This window comes from uncultured Algibacter sp., from assembly GCF_947490405.1.
Lineage (GTDB): Bacteria > Bacteroidota > Bacteroidia > Flavobacteriales > Flavobacteriaceae > Algibacter_B.
Genome location: NZ_CANLGU010000005.1, coordinates 31619 through 46060, shown reverse-complemented (window position 1 = coordinate 46060; position 14442 = coordinate 31619). Strand labels below are relative to the sequence as shown.

The window sequence follows — 14442 nt, the reverse complement described above, 5'->3', positions numbered from 1 at the left end:
AAGATTAATATTTTAGAGTGAAATGACTTTTAAAAACTCTGCCATCTTGAAGTTTAACAGAAAACCAGTAGTCATCAGCTGGCAAAATTTCACCATTTAAGGTACCATTCCAAGCTCTACCTCTTGGATTTAATTGTTTAATAAGTTTTCCATACCTATCATAAATAAATATTTTAGAATTAGGCTGAAACATATCAGATAAGCCTAAAACTTGCCATGTGTCATTTATACCATCGTTATTGGGCGTAAAAAACTTTGGAAACCCAATAACTGAAACTACATCTTCAACAGGACCACAATTATTTTTAGCATCTCTAACTAATATAGTATAAATGCCTGGATAAACGTTCTCAAAAATATTGCTATCCTGAAAAGGAGCTATAATCATACCATCACTATTTATGAGGCTAAACTGATAAGAGCCTTCTCCAGATACAAATACAGTAATGGTATTATTGCTGTTTGTTAAATCTGTTACTTCAGGACTTTGAGTAAATGTTGCAATGTTTGATGGTTCTACTGTAATTGTTCTAGTTTTAGAGCAACCTTCGATATTTGTAACTGTAACATTGTATTGACCTACTGTATTAACTGTAATTGTCGAAGATGTTTCTCCAGTAGACCACACATAAGTGTAATCGTTTGTACTACCAGTAACAATGCCCGCGTCAATTTCTATATTATCAGGAAAAGTATTAAGGCAATAGTATACGATTTCATCGGGTTCTAGTTCGGGAAGTTCATTTACCGTTAATTCAATTTGATTAATGCCATAGCACTGGTTATTGTTTATAGTTTCTACTCTATAGTAGATGCGTTCTGAATAGGGATTACTATTCGCAAATTCTAAAATTTCATTGGCTTCTAAAAGCGCATCGTTAAGTGTGGCATAAAACTGTATTCTAGTATCAGATGAGGTAAGTCCTAAATTTTGAATAATTTCAGAATAGTAAGGTCTTAGAGGAAATATATTTAAACCATCTTGGGAGTCTTGCTCATCACAGACTGGTGTTACACTGTATGTATCGACTTGAGTGTTGCTTACATTTAAATCAAGGTTTCCAGTTACAAAGCATCCACTAATATCATGTGTTATTCGAGTATAAATTGTTTGACCCGTAACAGTATTCTCATAAGATTCAAAATTAATTATAGGATTAATTCCATCTAAAGCATCAGTAGGCACTTCATGATAGGAAATAGTAACATCAATGAGACTATTTGTAATAAGCTCATTAGCTTCATTGAGATTGAATGTTGTAATTCCGGGTGTATTTAAATCTAAATCGCATTGAAATAAAGAGGCGTTATTAATTACTGGGTAATCAAAAAATTCAACAATAGCTTCTCCTTGCGGTAGGCCACAGTCTTTAGTAACGGAAGTTCCTGGGGGATCAATAATGACTTTGTAAGTGCCAGTTTCTGTGACTATTAAATCAAAATCATTTTCTGCGAGCAAATTTCCATCTCTTGTCCATGTATAGGTAGCTCCAAGTATTTGGTTTGCTTCAAGAGTATAATTGTCACCAGCACAAAGTGGTAAATAACTACTTTCTTGCCCATTTTTAATGATGTCAATCTGTTGATTAAAAAATGAAGCAATAAAAGGAGGAAGACCTTGAGTGGAATTATCGGGTAGTGAAATAGCATTATGTTCATAATTTGCATCTCTTCCCAAAGTGTTAGGATTGTTAATTACTCCTAAACCATTAAACCCTATATCATAAGTTCGACTTAAAGATCTGTATATTTTTCCATTAGGTCCTAGTTGTAAAGCACCTCTAAAGAGTTTACGTCTATCTAAAACAAACATACTATTACTGATATCTGGTGCATCAAGATCAAATTGTAACAACAAAGCATCGTGATTAGAAGGGTCGTTATTTTGTGATTGGTCTTCTCTGTTAAAAAAGTCGTTAGAAGATACAACGTACAGAATTTTACTGTTAGAAGAAAATTCTAGGCCATATGATTTATTAGCTTGGTCATTGATAAATAATGATTGATTGTTTGTAACTCTACCAGTGTCACTATCAAAATCAAATAAATACAATCCAGATTGCACATTCGCACAAGCTAGTTTAGATCCATCAGGAGACAATTTTAAATAACCTCTTGGATCTTGAATTGATATTGAAAAAGTTGACTTTACAGGAGTTGTATTTACTCCTAAGTCATTAATTTCATATGCAAAAAATGTATCAAAGTTTGAGTTCCCAATACCACTAGAACTAGCCAAGGTAATTACCCATATAGATTTAGTTTGACAATCCTTAACAACTGCAGCTATCTTTTCAGCACAATTAGGTATTAAGTTAGTATTTTTGCTTCTTACTTCTCCCGCATTAGCATTAGCTGAGACATCTACCACTGAATAGTTAAGACCGGTATTAGTTTGATTTGATCCTACTGTGAATATATAATATATGTTAGAGTCATTAGGTTTGGGAACAACAATGGCAGATTGTGTACTAGATTCATCACCTAACAAACCATTACCATTTTGCATTACAGTATGCAATCTATTATAAACAGTAGTCCCATCCGTGTAGAACAGTAAATCTCCATTAGAATCCGAAATGGATGCACAACCTTCTCTGGTATTGATTTGTCCATCATTTAATGGTGTAACACCACCAGAAAAAATATTGAATGATATACCAGCGTTCTCGCCAAAGTACCAGTTTGATGCCTCATTTTGGGTATAGATTTGTAGTCCTATAAGACTAAAAATTACGAATAATACAGTCTTTTTCATTTTTCGATAGCAAAAGCTATCAAATATATTACAAATCTCGCTTTTTTAATAATTTATACGATAAAAAGATGAATAAGGCTGTCCAGCATAAGACTATAATCATTTCATACCCATGAGCACCATAATCGTATGCCAGTTGCGCTTTGTCTGGAAACTTACTCATAGCAATTCGTTGGAAGGGTTGGTCTATTAATTTATACATTGATTTTAGAGGGAAAAAGTTTTGAATACTTTCAGCTATTCTATTATCAGATTGCCATGCTATTAAACCAAAAAATATCCATTCTAGAATAAAAAGTATAAATAAGAAAGCAAGTGCAAAAGCAGAGCGTTTTACTAACATCCCAAAAAATAAACATAAGCTAAAAAAACCAATAAGTTTTACAAAGTAAGCAGCAAGAAATTCAATACCTCTAATAACTATTGATGCCTCGGTATAACTAGAGTAGTATAGACCTATACAAAGAGAAATTAAACCAATAAGTATGGTTGAAACTAAAGAGAAAAATACAATGGTATAAAATTTAGATAGAATAAATTCTTTTTTACTCAAACCATCAATGAGATTTTGTTTTATGGTTTTATTACTATACTCATTACCAATCATACTAACCACTACAATAGCAAAAAAGAATTTGAATTGTGAAGCAAAAAAGGTGGTTAAATGCCAAATAATTGGAAAGTTAAAAACACCTAATTCTCCTAATTCTAATGTAAAGAAACCAAAAACATTAATTTTTAATGAGGAAAGGAGTATGACAAAGAATGGCAAAATGAACGATACAAATATGAGTATTTTGCTGGTTCTATTAAGCAATAATTTTTGTAATTCTAAATTTAAAAGTCGTAACATTCTGGTTAGTTTTGGTTGTTGTCAGTTAATTGTAAAAATTGCTCTTCTAAACTTTCTTTACGTTGTACTAGGTGGGTTAGTATGATGCCTTCTTCAAAAAGATATTTATTAAAATCTTCAGATTTCATAGGTTCATTTAAAAAGGCTGTAATTAAATCGTCTTGGACTTTTATTTTATTAAATGCTTTATGGTTTTCAAGAAGTTTTACTAAGTCACTTTTTTTATTCGATTTCAATTCGAAAAAGCCATGACTAGAAATCATCTCATCAACGCGTCCAGAATATAATTTTACACCTTTTCGTAATACAACTACGTGAGAACATACTTTTTCAACTTCATCAAGTAAATGTGATGCTAATAGAATTGTAGTCCCTTGAGCTGCAATTTCTTTTATAATTTCTCTAATTTGATGAATACCTTGTGGGTCTAGTCCATTTGTGGGTTCATCTAAAATTAAAATTTCAGGGTCATTTAAAAGAGCAGAAGCAATGGCTAAGCGTTGCTTCATACCTAAAGAATAGGTTTTAAATTTACTATCCTTGCGCTCTAAAAGGCCAACAATTTCTAGTTTTTCATCAATTTTACTAACATCAACATCTTTAATCTTACAAACTAATTTTAAGTTTTGAGTTGCTGTCATATAAGGGTAAAAATTTGGTCGCTCAATAATAGCTCCAACTTTTTTTAGTGCTTCATGTGTTGAGGTTTTTCCATCAAACCAATGAAAATTACCTTCTGTTTTATTAACTACATTAAGTACAATACCCAATGTGGTAGATTTTCCACTTCCGTTAGGCCCCAAAATACCATAAACATTTCCTTTGTTTATAGTAAATGATAGGTCTTTTACAGCAGTTAAATACCCGAATTTTTTTGTAAGGTTGTTAATTGTGAGTATAGATTCCAAGCTATCTGGTTTTTCATGTCAACTTAGTATGATGACAATGGTTAGTTATTTTAGTATGACGAGCATCCTTAATTTTTGTTACATGTGTTGTAATAAAAATGCTAAATTTGAATAAGTTTAATTATTCTATGGAAGATTTAAAGATATCTAAAAGAAAACCATCATATCCTGTAACAGAAAGTCTTCATCAATATCTTTCTCATTATAATAGAAATGTAAAAATTCCTATTTTTTATGAAGATTTATTGAGGTTTCAAGGTTCAATTATTGTTTATGACAAGGATGAAAAAGATACGTTATGGATACGTGTTTATTATAACGAATTTGAAAGAGAAGAGATTGAGTCTGCATTAAAAAAAGTATATACTATTTTCCATTCTGATGGGAATGAGAACATTCTACCATTTTTAAGTGTTGATGCGATAGACTACTGTACATTTGGTAATTCTAAACCTTTCAGAATAAAAATCAGGAATATTTTAAATGATAATTCAACTTATTTTTATGTGAAAGTCGCCGATGCTTCAAGAATTTATGGTTTAGAGTTAGAGCATATGCTATCACCTTATAATTTAAACTTTTTGGTTCATAAGAACACTTTGATTGAAGAGCATATTGTTGGAATTCCTGGAGATGAATTTATCAAGGGAATGCTTTTAAACTGTACAAAGTCTGAAAAATCTCAAATAGCCAAAGAGTTTGTAAAGTTTAACGAGCGTTGTATGATTCGTTTACTTGGTGATATGCGTTCTTACAACTATGTGATTGTACCAACTCATGATTTTGATAAAGTAGTTTACAAAATAAGGGCAATTGATTTTGATCAACAGTCTTACGAGGGGAAATTTAATATTTATAGACCTCAATTTTTTAAAGAGAATTTTAAAATGGTAGAGTTGGTTTCTGAAAATATTCAAAAACTATCTATAAATCAATATAAAACTGAAGAACGTTCCATTTTGGTTAAGCGCTTGAAAAGTTTTCAAAACAGATTTAAAAAACTAATTGCTTGCATGGAAGCAGATGATATTTCGAAAAAAGATCATGTAGACTTACTAAAAATGACCATTTTTGACTACACGCACGATGTAAACTTTAAAAAAAGCAAGAATATGGGGGAGATTTTAAAAAATTCTTTAGAGTTTTTAACCAGAAATTACGAAAACGTAAACCCTCTAGAATTAGATTAATTCCAGTTTTCGTTAAAGTCTAAATTATCATAGTCATCAACATCAATGCCATCTTCATACTCATCAAAGTCATTGAGTTCATCAGCTTCGAATGATTTTTCTGGAGCATTTTCAGGTACTTGTCCTTTTACAAACATAAGGTTAGGGTAATCGTGCCCTTCAGTCTCATCAACAATTTCAGCTAGTTCAACAAAAAAGGTCCACATGCTCATAAAATCATAAACATAAATAAGTTTAGTTTGAGCTTCATGAACAACGTCATCTAGAGCAGTTTCATTCATTAAGCGTGCAGAGCCATCATCACTTAGATCAAAAAGAGAGATTTCTTCACCTTGTTCCCACATATCATTACTTACATAAAACGATGCCATTTCGGTACCATCAAACCCAAAAGATTGTGTGATAATATTGTGCAAATCTTCAAGCGTATCGGTTTCACGAATTTCTAAATCGCGAAAGATATCCTCTTCTGTATCATTGTCTAAAATAACTCTAAACCTGTAAACCATCAATGAATAATTAGGATACAAAGGTAGCTTTTTTTTAATTTATTTTGAAAATCTGTGCAGTGTAAATGTCATGATGCTTAATAATAAAAAAGCACCTACTTGATGTGCTACTCCTAACCAAACAGGCACTTGCAAAAGAATCGTTAAAACACCAAGTGAAAACTGAATTCCAACCATAATTAACAAGTAATTTATACCTTTAGATTGGTTATTAGAAAGTTTTAATTTTCTTGATTTTAAGTAAATTGAAATGATAAAACCAACAACTATAAAAGCTAGAATTCTATGAATAAATTGTACACCACTTTTACCTTCTATAAAGTTTTTGAAAAGAGGTGTTTGTTCAGTGTAAACAGTTTCATGAATAAATTTACCTTCACTCATCATTGGCCAATGATTATGAATCCATCCAGCATCTAAACCAGCAACAAATGCCCCATATATTATTTGAAGTAATAACACTGCAAGCCCCCACCTTATTAGGTTTCTAAACGATTTGTTTATTTGTTTTTTATTTAAGAATATTAAATCTAAAGCTACCCAGAACGTATATGCAAAGGTTATAAATGCAGTGGTTAAATGAGCAGCTAACCTGTAATGGCTTACATCTGGATTATCTACCAAACCACTTTTAACCATATACCAGCCCAAAAAACCTTGAAATGCTCCCAAACATAAAAGAATCATAGCTTTTTTTATAGTGGGTTTGGAAAGTTGTTTGGTAATTAAAAAATATAAGAATGGGATAAGAAATACAAGGCCAATAAATCTACCAATTACACGATGAAACCATTCCCAGAAATAAATATCTTTAAAGTCTTGAAGGGTAAATTGATTATTGAGTTTTTGGTATTCAGGATATTGTTTGTATAAATCGAAAGCCGCTTCCCACTCAACATTGTTCATAGGAGGAATGGTTCCAGAAATTAACTTGTAGTTGGAAATTGATAAACCTGAATGTGTTAGTCTGGTTATACCACCAACAATAACCATAATAAAGATTAAAGTACATCCAGTTAAAAGCCAATAAACTACTTTCTTATTATCCTTTTTCATAGTTGTAGGTCGAGCGCAGTCGACTTTATAATTTTATTAACCTCTTGACTGCGCTCAAGGGAACAATAATGCCTTTTTGAAGCAAAGACTATTATCTATATTTTTGTATTGACCATAATTTGGAATTATAGAATATCCCATTTTTTTATAAAAAGAAACTGCCTCAACTTGTCTTTTACCTGTTTCTAAAACACATGTTTTATAAGATAGCTCGTGTGCCCATTTTTCTAATTCAAGTAAAATTTTTGATGCAATACCAATTCCTCGCTCTTCTGTTTTTGTGAACATGCGTTTTATTTCAACAGCTTTAATATCGTAGCTTTTAAATGCTCCACAACCTACAGGAGTATTATTTTTATAAGCAATTACAACATGCTTTAAAACATCAATATTATTGTACTGGCTATAGAAATCATGTTCATCTCCATCTATAATTTTTAAATAAGAATTTAGAGCATCTACAAGTTTGATAAAGTCTTTATGATTTGAATCTGTTCGTACAAGTTTAATCATAATTCTATCTCTATTTTTAGTCCTAGTGCTTTGCCTTTTTTTAGCATTAATTTATAAGCAGCATCAAAATCATTAGGAATGTCTCCTTCTAAAATGGCTTCTTTAATAGTTTCTTTTATAATTCCAATTTCTCGTGATGGTTTCAGGTTAAATGCCTTCATGATCTCTTCACCAGAAACAGGTGGTTGAAAATTTCTGACTTGGTCTCGTGCTTCAACTTCAACAATTTTATCTCTAACTATCTTGAAATTATTATGATATTTTTTAAACTTTTTTGGGTTTTTAGTGGTTATGTCTGCTTCACACAATGTCATTAAATTATCAACATAATCACCAGCATCAAAAATCAATCGACGCACTGCGGAATCTGTCACTAAATCTTGAGCAAGAACAATGGGTCTGGAGCTCATTAAAACCATTTTCTGAACAAATTTCATTTTATCATTCAAAGGCATTTTTAATCTTTTGAAAAGTCTGTAAACCATTTTCGAACCTTCAAATTCATGTCCGTGGAAAGTCCAACCAACTTTTTTATTAAATTTTTTAGTTGGTGCCTTTCCAATATCATGTAATAGTGCCGCCCAACGTAACCAGAGATTATTTGTACTAGCGGTAATATTATCTACAACTTCTAGTGTGTGATAGAAGTTATCTTTGTGACGTTGACCTTCAATTTCATCAATACCTTTTAACGCCGTTAACTCGGGTAAAATATGCTTTAATAGTCCAGTTTTTTCCAAGTGTAGAAAGCCAATAGAAGGCTTTTTACTTTCTAATATTTTATTTAGTTCGGTAACGATACGCTCATTGGTAATAATTTTAATCCTATTACTATTTTGGGTTATCGCTTCTAAAGATTTCTTTTCAATATTAAAACTGAGCTGCGTTGCAAACCTAATAGCGCGTAGCATACGCAGCGGATCATCACTATAGGTTATATCAGGATTTAAAGGTGTTTTTATTATTTTATTGCCCAAATCATGAATACCATTAAAAGAATCTAATAATTCCCCAAAATGAGACTCATTTAAGTTTAAAGCTAGTGCGTTTATGGTGAAATCTCTTCGATTTTGATCATCTTCTAAAGAACCATTTTCAACTGCAGGGTTTCTGCTATCTTCAGTGTAGGATTCTTTTCTTGCTCCAACAAATTCAATTTCAACATCATCATGCCTTAACATAGCTGTACCATAAGTTTTGAAAACTTGTACTTTAGGTTTACTAGGTAGATTTTTGGCAACCTGAAGAGCTAATTTAATACCATCTCCAATAGCAACAACATCAATATCTTTTGCATCACCACGATTTAATAGAAAATCACGAACAAAACCACCAATAACATAACTTTCAAGTTGCAATTCCTTGGCAGATTGCGATATGATTTTAAAAATAGGATGTTTTAAGGCTTCTTTGTAGTTCATTTAATTAGTTCCATAATCAAACTTCAAAACCGAGTTGCTTTAACTTGAATTTTGGTAGTTTATTTGCGAATTATTTCAACAATTCCACTAATACTTAATTTAATAATTGATGGTGGATTTGAGTATGCTTTTTCGTTTTGCAAATTTACGACATAGTCTACACCTTTTAAAACGGAAGGTGCGATTTCTTTGAATGATTTTGGAATAGGTTGGCCAGTTACATTGGCTGAAGTACATGTTATAGCACCATTAAACCTTCTAGTTAACCAATAACAAAAATCATCATCTGGAATTCTTATCCCTACAGAGCCATCTTTAGCAATTAAATTAGATGCTAAATTTTGAGCATTATCATATATAATTGTAGTTGGTTTGTCAGTAACATCAATAATATTTAAAGCGGTAGGAGGAATTTTTTTTACATAGCGTTTTAGCATACGCTCATCTGCCACTAAACAACTTAATGCTTTATTTGGATTACGCCTTTTTAGAGCATATACTCTTTTTACAGCTTCTAAATTTGAAGCATCACAACCAATTGCCCAAACTGTATCAGTAGGATAAAGGATTAAGCCTCCTTGTTTTAAAATTTGCAATGATTTTTTTATTTCAGAATCTATTGTGCTCATAAACTTTGCAACTTTATTTACAAATTTAATATTAGTTTATAAGAATGACTCAAAACTTTGTAATATTGCCATATGAAAAAAGTATTTCATACGACCTACAAAGATTTTCAAAGGGAGATAGATGGTTTTATTGAATCTTTTGAGACTTCAGGTAAATCTATAAAGGATAAAAGAAACAAGCTGAAACTGTTTGAATTAAACGGAAAAACAGTTAATATAAAATCTTTTAAAGTTCCTGGTTTACTAAATCAAGTTGTGTATAAGTTTTTTAGAAAAGGAAAAGCACAACGTTCTTTTGAGTATGCTAATAAATTGTTGGAATTAGGTATTGGATCGCCTCAACCTATTGCTTATTATGAATTTCCAGCGACTTTATTTTTTAAAAGAAGTTATTATGTTAGTGAGCATGATAATTATGATTTAACCTTTAGAGAATTATCACATAATACAGATTATCCTAATCATGAAAATATTTTAAGAGCATTTACGAGATTCACACATCAACTTCATGAGAAAGGCATTTTATTTTTAGATCATTCTCCAGGAAATACCTTAATATCTATTAACGAGAATGAGTTAGAATTTAAATTGGTAGATTTAAATAGAATGGTTTTTAAACCATTGTCTTTTGAAGAAAGAATTAAAAACTTTGAACGCTTAACACCACATAAACATATTGTGGAAATTATGAGTGATGAGTACGCGAAAATTTCTGGAAGACCTTTTGAAGTGGTTTTTGCTAAAATGTGGAACCTTACTGAAGCATTTCAATACAAGTTTAATCGAAAGAAAGCATTGAAAAAGAAATTAAAATTCTGGAAAAAGTAATTACTGTCTGTTTTTACGTAATAGCCATAACTTTACATACCTCATAAACACCACATATCCTTGAATATAGCCAATGGTTAAGCCAACTACACCATCTCTAAATCCACTTTGTAAAACATAATGTTTAAAAAAGCCCCAAAATGGTTTTAACACAAAATGATAGGGTGTTAGTTTTCCTGTTTTTTTATCATAATCTTTAGCTTGCCACCAAGCATATCGATTCATTTTTTCAATATATTTATCAAAAGTAGTATAAGTATTATGGTAGAGTTTACTTTTTAAATTACCAATTTCCCCATCAGCAATTATTTCAGCATGCACATGTTTGTCTTGGTATTTACAATAATCTCTTTTGAATAATCGTATTACAGAATCGTTTCTCCAACCACTAAAATTCACACGTTCACCCATAAAATGATTGTTTCTACCAATCCAGTAGGCTACAACACCCTCCTTGGGTTTTTTTAGTGTTTGTAAGATTTCATTTTTTAATGCTTCAGTAACGCGTTCATCTGCATCAACTAGTAAAACCCATTCGTGTTTGGCTTGTGGTATTGCCCAGTTTTTTTGAGAAGCGGAATATTGATATTCACGTCTTATAACTTTAACCCCAGTAGCTTTGGCCTTTTCGTAGGTTCCATCTGTGCTTAAACTATCTACAACAATAATTTCATCCGCAAAATCTACTGAAGCTATTACTTTTTCAATATTATGAATTTCGTTTCCTGTAGGGATTATTGCTGTTAGCTTCTGCATGCTTAATTTTTTGTAATGGTAAAAGGTTTATTATAGCTTTTAAGTGTATAATAGTTTAGCTTTTTCCGAATTTTATATTTCCGAATTAAATTTAATGGCTTAGATTTTAAATAGCTTTTATCTTTATAAAGAAATGAAATCGTAGCATCAATTACCCGTTCGCTTGATTTACCATCGTCGAAAGCGTGAGAAAATTTAGCAAATTTATCTATTTCTTCGATAAGTTCCTTGGGCTTTTTTAGAGCTTTCTTGATGGAATTTTCAATTTCTTTTATTTCAGAAATATCAATTAAATATGGTCCAGGCATATTATTATTAAAAGTTACTACAGGTTTTTTTTGTAATAGAAACTCTATAATTGCAGAAGTTGTATCAGAAAACATTATATCTGCTTTTTTAAATAAAGGAATTAAATCTGTTGTGTCATAATATGTCAAAAATTCATTTTGAATATTTTTAATTTTTTCTTTTACATTAGTAGGCAATTTTGGGTGTAAAACAATCATGAATTGCCATTTCTTGAGTTTTGAAATACGCTCAATCTCTTTTATTATATTATCATTTAGAGCTAAACTATATTGTTTTGTAAAAGTAGAAGCAACTAAAATGTGAGGTATGTTTGATTTATCAGTATCAGTTAAGGGAAATAATGGATCTACTTTTGACCACCCAGTTTCTATGACATCAAATGTTTTATTTTTTTTACTGATTTCTTTAAAAACGTTAGTAGAAGAACTCCCCTGAGTACAATATAAATCAAAGAAACCTCGTATTTTAAACTGATCTGTTCCTTTTCTTTTATTAGCAGGAAATCCATGAAATACCTGTACTTTTAAAGCATTAATAAAATCAGGAACACTGTCTGTTATAGTAAGAATTATATCTGGATTGTAATTTACTACCTCACGTATATTTTGTAAGACATTCTTTTTGTTGATAATAGAATTGCTTCCTTCATTTAAATCAGAAAACCAATTTATTTTATACCCACGTTTCAAAATTTCCGTCTCTAACGGATTGCCAATTGGTAGGGCATAACTGTATGATATGTATATTAAAAATTTAAGTTTCATTAAAAATTTATTTAAACTTAAAAGTTAACTGTATGTTTTTCATAAATTAAAATAATCTATTGATAATATGTATTATAACTTCTTAAGCAAAGTATTAAATTTATTGTTCAAATAAACTTTTCACAAATATAAATTTAGATATTAGAAATATGGATGTTTTTTTGAATAAAAGACTCTTCAATTTGTAAAATCAAGGTATAAACTTTTTTAATTATTTTTGATAAATGAAATTTAAAAATAGTTTCTCACAATCATTCATTTTGTCAAAAAAAATAATTCACCTAAATACTCTTCAGAATTAAAAAGAATTTAATGATAAAAATTAAAGATGAGCATTATATTTCAGAAGGATTGGCTAGAAAGTGTTATTTCCATCCTAATGATAATAACTTATGTATTAAGATAGGTAAGCCAGAAGTAGAAGTTGAACATCTTTACAAAGAAATTAATTATTTTAAAAAAATAGAAAAGAAAAAGACTTCAAAATTTCACTACCAATTTTATGCTGAATATCATGGCGAGGTAGAAACCAATAGAGGAGTTGGTTTCGTTTACAGTTTGGTAAAAGACGAAACATCTCAAAATATATCTTTAACCTTACGTCATTATCTAGAAATGAAAAATGCACCATTTAAGGACGATGTGTTTGTTGAAGCATTAGATAGATTGAAACAGCAAATGATTACACATAAAGTTTTTGTTGGGGATTTAAGAGCCCGAAATATATGTTGTAAAATTTTGTTAGATAATAGTATAGAATTAGTTGTTGTGGATGGATTAGGACATAGAGATTTTTTGCCTTTTGCAGATTGGTTTGGGTTTTTTGCAAAAAAGAAAGTTGAACGAAGGTTTTTAAGATCAAAAATGTATTCGTTGTCTGCACAAAGGGATTTAATAAAACGAATGAGAGAAAATGGTGCTACTATAGTTTAATTTTAAAATTTATGAAGATTTATTTCTAATATACCTCAATTCATTCGTTTCTGTAACCATTGTAATATGTAATTTAAAATTTTTGGAGGACATAAATCTAAACTTTGCATTGCCAAAAATAGTTTTTTATTACTATTTATGTTTAATTTCATTTTGTACCAAATCAAAGGTTTTTTATAAGATCTGAAATACAATAGTTGTAAATCATTTTGAAGAACACAAGTTTTATTTTTAATTTCTAGATGATTTATGAGACCTTGAAATAATAATTGATTGTTACTTCGAAATTTATAATTTATATTTTCAACAAAAATTTTTTCATTTGTCTTGAAATGATTGACGAAAGTTGATTTTCTAAATGGATGCGGCGTATGCTTAAAATTATAGTATCTATTAAAGCCAGCTAATTTTGCAGCTTTTTGTTGGGCAGTTTTGTGTCCTAATTTAATTTTTTTGAATTTTTTGTAAAATATATCTTTATCAAAATTTACCCATTTGCCTCTTAAAACAGGAAAACCATTTTTGAAAAAATCGGATGGTTTTGTTTCATTGATAAGAAAAAAATCATCATTTAAATATATAAAATGTTCTGCTAAATTGGGAATTCTAAACATAAAGGTCTCAATAGTTCTACTACTGAATGTTGGTAGATACTCTTCAAAACCATTAAAAATTTTTTTATGATCAATTATTGAAACGTTTTTGTACAATTTTTGATTGACATTTTTCTTTAAAAAACTTGGAGTTTGCTCATCTGTAATGATGTAGATATTCCTAACGTATGAAGCAAACTTTAAAATTGAATCAACAGTAAATTGAATCTCGTCAACTTGTTCATACCTTGATCTAAACTTTTTAGATTGTGTTAATTTATTAATTTTAATATACGGAAGCATTTTGGCTTTATGTTTTTCATCATTTCCATCAACCCATAGAATAACTGCGTCTATTATTATATCATCTAATTTTTTTTTTGTCATGCTTGCAATTGATAAAACAAATTGTACTAATTTAC

The 14442-nt window shown here is 30.1% G+C and carries 14 protein-coding genes; 3 read left to right on the top strand and 11 right to left on the bottom strand.

What is annotated here, in order from left to right:
• Positions 1 to 4: 4 nt before the first annotated feature.
• The 3 genes from Q0772_RS11700 to Q0772_RS11690 are packed head-to-tail and all read right to left on the bottom strand — an operon-like array spanning position 5 to position 4519.
• Positions 5 to 2758, bottom strand: coding sequence for a T9SS type B sorting domain-containing protein (locus tag Q0772_RS11700; protein WP_298344805.1), 2754 nt, complete (start codon positions 2756 to 2758; stop codon positions 5 to 7).
• A gap of 28 nt (positions 2759 to 2786) precedes the next feature.
• Positions 2787 to 3611 (bottom strand): ABC transporter permease subunit, encoded by an 825-nt coding sequence (locus Q0772_RS11695; protein WP_298344802.1) that lies wholly within the window; start codon positions 3609 to 3611, stop codon positions 2787 to 2789.
• Positions 3612 to 3616: 5 nt separating this feature from the next.
• Positions 3617 to 4519, bottom strand: a complete 903-nt coding sequence (locus Q0772_RS11690) for an ATP-binding cassette domain-containing protein (protein ID WP_298344799.1) — start codon at positions 4517 to 4519, stop codon at positions 3617 to 3619.
• Between the two features lie 128 nt (positions 4520 to 4647).
• Between Q0772_RS11690 and Q0772_RS11685 the strand changes: the two genes are divergently transcribed.
• Positions 4648 to 5709 carry a hypothetical protein gene (locus tag Q0772_RS11685; protein ID WP_298345476.1) on the top strand — a complete coding sequence of 354 codons (1062 nt, stop codon included), beginning with the start codon at positions 4648 to 4650 and terminating at the stop codon, positions 5707 to 5709.
• Here the strand turns inward: Q0772_RS11685 and Q0772_RS11680 are convergent.
• The 5 genes from Q0772_RS11680 to Q0772_RS11660 are packed head-to-tail and all read right to left on the bottom strand — an operon-like array spanning position 5706 to position 9837.
• The gene (locus tag Q0772_RS11680) at positions 5706 to 6218 is read right to left on the bottom strand and encodes a hypothetical protein (protein WP_298345473.1); all 513 of its coding nucleotides are present in this window, start codon (positions 6216 to 6218) and stop codon (positions 5706 to 5708) included. The genes Q0772_RS11685 and Q0772_RS11680 overlap by 4 nt on opposite strands.
• Before the next feature lie 39 nt (positions 6219 to 6257).
• Positions 6258 to 7274, bottom strand: a complete 1017-nt coding sequence (locus tag Q0772_RS11675) for a COX15/CtaA family protein (RefSeq protein WP_298344796.1) — start codon at positions 7272 to 7274, stop codon at positions 6258 to 6260.
• A gap of 54 nt (positions 7275 to 7328) precedes the next feature.
• A complete protein-coding gene (locus tag Q0772_RS11670) occupies positions 7329 to 7787 on the bottom strand; it encodes a GNAT family N-acetyltransferase (RefSeq protein ID WP_298344793.1) in 459 nt (152 codons plus the stop codon).
• Positions 7784 to 9208 carry an HD domain-containing protein gene (locus Q0772_RS11665; RefSeq protein ID WP_298344790.1) on the bottom strand — a complete coding sequence of 475 codons (1425 nt, stop codon included), beginning with the start codon at positions 9206 to 9208 and terminating at the stop codon, positions 7784 to 7786. The genes Q0772_RS11670 and Q0772_RS11665 overlap by 4 nt, the downstream gene beginning before the upstream one ends.
• A 59-nt stretch (positions 9209 to 9267) precedes the next feature.
• Positions 9268 to 9837 carry an L-threonylcarbamoyladenylate synthase gene (locus Q0772_RS11660; protein WP_298344787.1) on the bottom strand — a complete coding sequence of 190 codons (570 nt, stop codon included), beginning with the start codon at positions 9835 to 9837 and terminating at the stop codon, positions 9268 to 9270.
• A 72-nt stretch (positions 9838 to 9909) separates the two neighbouring features.
• Here Q0772_RS11660 and Q0772_RS11655 point away from each other — a divergent pair, with 72 nt between their 5' ends.
• The gene (locus Q0772_RS11655) at positions 9910 to 10665 is read left to right on the top strand and encodes a lipopolysaccharide kinase InaA family protein (protein ID WP_298344784.1); all 756 of its coding nucleotides are present in this window, start codon (positions 9910 to 9912) and stop codon (positions 10663 to 10665) included.
• Here Q0772_RS11655 and Q0772_RS11650 read toward each other — a convergent pair whose 3' ends face one another.
• Together Q0772_RS11650 and Q0772_RS11645 are read right to left on the bottom strand one after the other, a co-directional pair.
• A complete protein-coding gene (locus tag Q0772_RS11650) occupies positions 10666 to 11421 on the bottom strand; it encodes a glycosyltransferase family 2 protein (protein WP_298344781.1) in 756 nt (251 codons plus the stop codon). It abuts the gene before it with no gap.
• Between the two features lie 2 nt (positions 11422 to 11423).
• Positions 11424 to 12494 carry a UDP-N-acetylglucosamine 2-epimerase gene (locus Q0772_RS11645; RefSeq protein WP_298344778.1) on the bottom strand — a complete coding sequence of 357 codons (1071 nt, stop codon included), beginning with the start codon at positions 12492 to 12494 and terminating at the stop codon, positions 11424 to 11426.
• A gap of 312 nt (positions 12495 to 12806) precedes the next feature.
• Here Q0772_RS11645 and Q0772_RS11640 point away from each other — a divergent pair, with 312 nt between their 5' ends.
• On the top strand, positions 12807 to 13427 hold the full coding sequence (locus Q0772_RS11640) for a YrbL family protein (RefSeq protein WP_298344775.1): 621 nt from the start codon (positions 12807 to 12809) through the stop codon (positions 13425 to 13427).
• Between the two features lie 35 nt (positions 13428 to 13462).
• Here Q0772_RS11640 and Q0772_RS11635 read toward each other — a convergent pair whose 3' ends face one another.
• Entirely contained in the window at positions 13463 to 14407 is a 945-nt protein-coding gene (locus tag Q0772_RS11635; RefSeq protein ID WP_298344771.1) for a Stealth CR1 domain-containing protein, read from the bottom strand.
• Between the last annotated feature and the right edge of the window lie 35 nt (positions 14408 to 14442).